8 protein-coding genes are annotated in these 5,966 nt (G+C 64.4%); 6 read left to right on the forward strand and 2 right to left on the reverse strand.

Features of this window, described 5'->3' with window-relative positions; genetic code table 11:
* The coding region (locus EN925_RS19415) for a DUF533 domain-containing protein (protein ID WP_128336822.1) at positions 1–379 on the forward strand (379 nt) is incomplete at its 5' end.
* Between the two features lie 257 nt (positions 380–636).
* Positions 637–1,392: an SDR family oxidoreductase gene (locus EN925_RS19420; protein ID WP_013529743.1), complete on the forward strand. Its 756-nt coding sequence runs from the start codon at positions 637–639 to the stop codon at positions 1,390–1,392.
* Between the two features lie 101 nt (positions 1,393–1,493).
* Here the strand turns inward: EN925_RS19420 and EN925_RS19425 are convergent, their stop codons facing one another.
* A complete protein-coding gene (locus EN925_RS19425; RefSeq protein ID WP_013529744.1) occupies positions 1,494–1,868 on the reverse strand; it encodes a YciI family protein in 375 nt (124 codons plus the stop codon).
* Positions 1,869–2,020: 152 nt separating this feature from the next.
* Positions 2,021–3,205, reverse strand: coding sequence for a pyridoxal phosphate-dependent aminotransferase (locus EN925_RS19430; RefSeq protein WP_024502719.1), 1,185 nt, complete (start codon positions 3,203–3,205; stop codon positions 2,021–2,023).
* An 83-nt stretch (positions 3,206–3,288) separates the two neighbouring features.
* Between EN925_RS19430 and EN925_RS19435 the strand changes: the two genes are divergently transcribed.
* The 4 genes from EN925_RS19435 to EN925_RS19450 form a co-directional block, all read left to right on the forward strand.
* Positions 3,289–3,975, forward strand: coding sequence for a GNAT family protein (locus EN925_RS19435; protein WP_127369688.1), 687 nt, complete (start codon positions 3,289–3,291; stop codon positions 3,973–3,975).
* A 10-nt stretch (positions 3,976–3,985) separates the two neighbouring features.
* Positions 3,986–4,954: a cation diffusion facilitator family transporter gene (locus tag EN925_RS19440; RefSeq protein WP_063168938.1), complete on the forward strand. Its 969-nt coding sequence runs from the start codon at positions 3,986–3,988 to the stop codon at positions 4,952–4,954.
* An 89-nt stretch (positions 4,955–5,043) separates the two neighbouring features.
* Positions 5,044–5,256, forward strand: a complete 213-nt coding sequence (locus EN925_RS19445; protein ID WP_013529748.1) for a hypothetical protein — start codon at positions 5,044–5,046, stop codon at positions 5,254–5,256.
* 16 nt (positions 5,257–5,272) lie between these two features.
* Positions 5,273–5,966, forward strand: a 694-nt coding sequence (locus EN925_RS19450; RefSeq protein ID WP_164894281.1) for an SDR family oxidoreductase, incomplete at its 3' end; no start/stop codon positions are given.

Genomic DNA, 5,966 nt, shown 5'->3' on the forward strand with positions numbered 1-5,966 from the left:
GCTGACCCGGGTGCGGGCGATGATCTCGGCGGCGAAAGCCGATGGCCATATCGACGATGAAGAGCGCCAGAAGATCGCCGGCAAGCTCAGCCTGGCCGGCATAGGCTCCGATGCCGAAAAGTTCCTGATGGCGGAGCTGGCAAGCCCGCTCGACCTCGACACGCTGGTGGCCGGCGCCAAGACCGATGCGCAGAAGCTCGAACTCTACACGGCGTCGCGCCTGACCATCGATCCCGACACACGCGCCGAGCGCGGTTATCTCGATCTGCTCGCCGGCCGGCTCGGCCTGCCGGACGCGCTGGTCGACCATGTCGAGGCGACGGTTTCGGCGGCCAAGGTGCCGGCCAAGGCCGGGACGTCACCCAATCCGCGCTGGTAGGCCAAAACGGCACAGGGGGCACTTTCCGGGTTAACCGCTCATTAACCCAGCAAGCGCATCATTCAACACAGTCGGATCGGCTTTTCCTCCTCCCAAGCCCGGTTCAGATCAGGGGCGGTCGCCAATGGCCGCCCTTTTTGTCGGTCCGGCCGGATGGACACGCTTGCCATCGCCGCCGTCATTTGCGATGCCTTCCTTTTCGAGCCAACCCCCCAAAATCAGTCGAGCAAGCGCAGCGCTGCCGGAGGACAATAGCCATGACCGAGCAAAGAACCGCCATCGTCACCGGGGCCGGCACGGGCATCGGCAAGAGCGTCGCCACGGCGCTGCTCAAGGCCGGCTGGAACACGGTGTTCTGCGGACGCCGCAAATCCGTGCTGGATGCAGCCGTGGCTGAGGCCGGGTCCACCGGCGCCAAGGCCCTGGCGGTTGCCTGCGATATCAGCAAGGCAGGCGAGGTCGACGATCTGTTCGAGACCGTGGCGGCGGCCTTCGGCCGTGTCGACCTGCTCTTCAACAATGCCGGCATGGGCTACAAATCGACGCCGATCGACGAGATACCGGTCGAAGTGTGGAACGATATCGTCGGCGTCAACCTCACCGGTTCGTTCCTGTGCGCCCGTGCCGCCTTTGGCGCCATGCGCAAGCAGAAGCCGATGGGTGGCCGCATCATCAACAACGGTTCGGTGTCGGCCTATGCGCCGCGCCCAGGCTCGGTGCCCTACACGGCGACCAAGCATGCCATCACCGGACTGACCAAGACGCTGGCGCTCGACGGCCGGCCCTATGACATCGCCTGCGGCCAGATCGACATCGGCAATGCGCTGACCGACATGGCGCAGCCGATGACGGTCGGTGTGCCGCAGGCCAATGGCTCGATCGCAGCCGAAGCGGTGATGGATGTTCAGCGCGTCGCCGACGCCGTCGTCCACATGGCCAGCCTGCCGCTCGACGCCAACGTGCTGTTCATGACCGTGATGGCGACCAAGATGCCGTTTGTCGGGCGTGGGTGAGCAGCCCGGTTCGCGTAAGCGAATTCATCGTGCCAGTGGCACGATGAAAGGCCGGCGAACGCTGGGACGCTGCGAAGCAGCGGGGACCCAGCCGGATGGTTTTATTTCCCGGCCAGCGGCACGCCGGGCTTGAACAGCAGAATGGGCCTGATCTCGTAAACGGCGGTGGGATTGACGCGGCGAAGGTCGCGGGCGATCGCGATGGCCTCGTCTCGCGTGGCGCAGTCGACGACATAGAGCCCGAGCAACTGTTCCTTGGTTTCGGCGAAAGGACCGTCGATGATCACACCGTCGCCCGGGCCGCGCAGGGTGATGGCATCCTGTGTTGCGCCCAGACGCGCGGACGGCCCCAGCGTGCCTTCCTCATGAAGCCGGGTGTTGATCTTCAGCAGGTCGGCCATAAGTGCTGCATCTTCCTGCGGCGTCAGCGCCTTGATCGCATCTTCCACGTGATAGGCAAGGATTGCGTAGAACATTTTATGTCACCTGCTTCGATCCTGATCCAGGGAGCGTAGCGGTTCCCGACACGCCCGCCCAGCCTTGGCCGTGCGTGTCCGGACAGATCATGACACCATCATGGTCGCCAGCCGCAACCATCCGGAAAGAGGCCACCGGCCTGCTTTGAAGCCTACTTCGCCAGGAATGCTCCGATCCGCTCCAGCGCGCGCAGGATGTTCTCCTCGGAATTGGCGTAGGAGAGCCTGATATAGCCTTCGCCGAGAATGCCGAAATCGGGGCCGCCGATCAGCGCCACGCCGGCCTCGTCGAGCAGCGCCGAGGCGAGCTTCTTGGCCTTCCAGCCGGTCTTCGAGACGTTGGGGAAGGCGTAGAACGCGCCCTTGGGCGTGATGCAGGATATGTTGGGCAGGGCGTTCAGTCCCTCGACGACGATCTTCCGGCGGCGGTCGAAGGCGCGCATCATCTCGTCGACGTCGTCCTGCGGGCCGTCGATGGCGGCTATGCCGGCAAACTGGCTCGGCGCGTTGACGCAGGACCAGCAATTGACCGCCAGCTTGCGCACCTTGTCGTAGAGATGGGCGCCCTTGTCGCCATTCGGCCAGATCGACCAGCCCATGCGCCAGCCGGTCATCGCCCAGGTCTTCGACCAGCCGTTGAGCACGATCAGCCGGTCGCGGATTTCGGGAAAGCCGAGCAGCGAGCAATGCGTCTCGCCATCATAGGTCATGACGTCGTAGATCTCGTCGGAGAGGATGGCGACCTGCGGATGCGCCTCCAGCCCCTTGACCAGTTTCTCGATCTCGGCGCGAGGCGTGACGCCGCCGGTCGGATTGGCGGGCGAGTTGAGGATCAGCAGCCTGGTCTTCGAGGTGATCAGCGCCAGCGTCTCCTCGGCCGAGAAGGCAAAGCCGTTTTCTTCGCGCATCGGCACGGGAATGGGTGCCGCACCCGTGAACTCGATCATCGAGCGGTAGATGGGGAAGCCGGGGTCCGGGTAGAGGATCTCGGCGCCGGGCTCGCCGAACATCAGGATCGCGGCGAACATGGTCGGCTTGCCGCCGGGCAGGATCATCACCGTTTCGGGCGATATCTCGACACCGGTGGTGGTCAGCGTGCGGCGCACCACCGCCTCGCGCGTCGCCAGCAGGCCATTGGCCGGCGTGTAGCCGTGATGGCCGTCGCGCAGCGCCTTGATCGCCGCCTCGACGATGTGCTGCGGCGTCTTGAAGTCGGGCTGGCCGATGCCGAGATTGACGATGTCGCGGCCTTGTTGGGCAAGTGCTGTGGCCCTCGCAAGCACGGCGAAGGCGTTTTCCTCGCCAAGGCGGTCGAAGGCCGAAATCGTGTGGAGCATTTTTCCCGTCCGTGTGGTTCTTGCTGTTGGGTCGCGTTTTTGTGAGCCTCAGCCCGCAAAAGTCAAACGGATTGGAGCATTCGGTGTCGGAAAATCTGAAGGGTTGGCAACCGCGTCCGCGGCCCGAACGCAAGACCATCGACGGTCGATACGTCCGGCTTGAACCGCTGAGCGCTGCAAAACACGGCGACGGCCTCTATGAAGCGTCCTCCGTGTCCGATATCGACGACCGCTTCGCCTGGTTGCCCGACTATCCGCCGGAGACCCGCGCCGCCTTCCAGCCATGGCTGGACAAAGTCGAAGCCAGCGAGGATCCGCTGTTCTTCACTGTCATCGACAAGGCCAGCGGCAAGGTCGCCGGACGCCAGACGCTGATGCGCATCGATCCGGCCTACGGCGTCATCGAGATCGGCAACATCTATTGGGGACCGCTCATCTCGCGCAAGCCGGGAGCAACCGAAGCGCAGTTCCTGTTCATGAAATACATCTTCGACGGGCTCGGCTATCGCCGCTATGAATGGAAGTGCAACAACCGCAACGAGCCATCGAAGCGGGCGGCCGAGCGGTTCGGCTTCAAGTTCGAAGGCATTTTCCGCCAGCATCTCATCGTCAAGGGTGAAAACCGCGACACTGCGTGGTATTCGATCATCGACAAGGAATGGCCGGCGCTGCGCAGTGCCTATGAGGCGTGGTTCGATCCGGCCAATTTCGATGGCGACGGCCGGCAGAAGCGACGGCTCGAGGATTTTCGCGCGGAATTCGGCGCTTAGGAGTTCACTATTGGCACATACCCACGATCACACCGGGCACGGTCACGGCCCTGGTCATGTGCATGGCTCGACCGACAAGAAACGCGTTCTGATCGCAGCCTGCCTGACCGGCGGCTTCATGGTCGCCGAGGCGCTTGGCGGCATCCTCACGGGCTCGCTGGCGCTGCTGGCCGATGCCGGCCACATGCTCGCCGATTCGATCGCGCTCGGCCTTGCCTGGTATGCGTTTCATCTTGGCGGCCGGCCGGCGACCGTTCGCCTCACCTATGGCTTCGGCCGGGTCAAGACGCTGGTGGCCTATACCAACGGCATCGCCATCTTCGTCATCGCGCTGTGGATCGTCTATGAGGCCTGGGGACGCCTGCAGGCGCCGGCGCCGGTGCTTGGCGGGCCGATGCTGGTGGTGGCGATCCTCGGCCTGCTGGTGAACCTCGGCTCGTTCTTCGTGCTGCATGGTGGCGACCGCGAGAGCCTGAACATGCGCGGCGCCATCCTGCATGTGCTTGGCGACCTGCTCGGCTCGGCGGCGGCCATCGCGGCGGCGCTGGTCATCCTGGCGACCGGCTGGACGCCGATCGACCCGATCCTGTCGGTCCTGGTTTCACTGCTGATCCTCTACACGGCGTGGTCGCTGATGCGGGAGGCCGCCCATGTCCTGCTCGAGGGCGTGCCGCCAAGCCTCGACCGAGATCTGATCGCCAGGGATATCCAGACGACGATCCACGGCGTACGCGAAGTGCACCACATGCATGTCTGGTCGCTCGACGGGACCAGCAATATGGCGACGCTGCATGCCTGTCTCGACGAGGGCGTCGATGCGCATCAGGCGGTGAGTGCCGTCAAGAAGCGGCTTGCAAGCGAGCACGGCATCAGCCATGCCACCGTGGAACCGGAATTCGGCCAATGCGCCGACGATGGCGACGAGCACGACCACGGGCACGAGCATGAAGCGGCTGCATACCACGACCACCATCACTAGGACCGGATCGATCGATGTCGATCGTCCTGCCTCAGGAGTTGCAAAACCTTGAAAACCAGCTTGACGAACGCCCATCCTCCGGACGCGGCATGATGGACCGCGACACCAGGAACGCGGTCATCGCCGCCGCGTGGATCATGCTGCTGTTCGGTATAGGCGCCTACTATCTGCCGACCGTGATGCTGGCACTCGGCAGCCTTTCCACCGTGCTGGCCGGCGCCTTTGGCATCGTCTTCGTGCTGGCGTTCTTCTCGGTGTTCTGGCTGCGCGCCCGCAACCAGCGCAAAAACCAGGGTAAATAGGCAAGGGATCTTCGACATGCGCATTCTGATCACTGGCGCCGCGGGTATGGTCGGCCGCAAGCTCATCGCCCGGCTGGCCAAGGACGGGACGCTGCGCGGGGGCAAGATCACCGCGCTCGATCTCCACGATATCGTGCCGCCACAGGCGCCGAGCCTGGATGGCGTCAGCGTCACGCTGCACACCGGCGATCTCGCCGAAGCGGGTGCCACCGAGCGCCTGGTCGCATCGCGCCCCGACGTCGTGTTCCACCTTGCCGGCATCGTGTCGGGCGAGGCGGAAGCGAATTTCGATCTCGGCTACCACGTCAATCTCGATGGCACGCGCGCCCTGTTCGATGCCATCCGGGTGGCGGGCTTTGCGCCGCGCGTCGTCTTCACCTCGTCGATCGCGGTGTTCGGCGCGCCGTTCCCGGACGTCATTCCCGATGACTTCCATCCGACGCCGCTGACCTCTTATGGTACCCAGAAGCAGATGAGCGAAGCGCTGCTGGCCGACTATTCCAGGCGCGGGTTCTTCGACGGTATCGGCATCCGGCTGCCGACAATCTGCGTGCGGCCGGGCAAGCCGAACAAGGCGGCGTCCGGCTTCTTCTCGGGCATCATCCGCGAGCCGTTGAGCGGCCATGAGGCGATCCTGCCGGTGCCGCGCTCGGTCGTGCACACGCATGCCAGCCCGCGCTCGGCGGTCAACTTCCTGATCCATGCGGCGG

This window comes from Mesorhizobium sp. M7A.F.Ca.US.006.04.2.1 (assembly GCF_004022915.1).
Classification (GTDB): Bacteria; Pseudomonadota; Alphaproteobacteria; order Rhizobiales; family Rhizobiaceae; genus Mesorhizobium; species Mesorhizobium ciceri.

Excerpts from the sequence above, each read along its gene's own strand:
- EN925_RS19445 (WP_013529748.1), top strand. The coding sequence starts at position 5,044 with ATGATGGACCGCGACACCAGGAACGCGGTCATCGCCGCCGCGTGGATC.
- EN925_RS19430 (WP_024502719.1), bottom strand. The coding sequence starts at position 3,205 with ATGCTCCACACGATTTCGGCCTTCGACCGCCTTGGCGAGGAAAACGCC.
- EN925_RS19425 (WP_013529744.1), bottom strand. The coding sequence starts at position 1,868 with ATGTTCTACGCAATCCTTGCCTATCACGTGGAAGATGCGATCAAGGCG.
- EN925_RS19420 (WP_013529743.1), top strand. The coding sequence starts at position 637 with ATGACCGAGCAAAGAACCGCCATCGTCACCGGGGCCGGCACGGGCATC.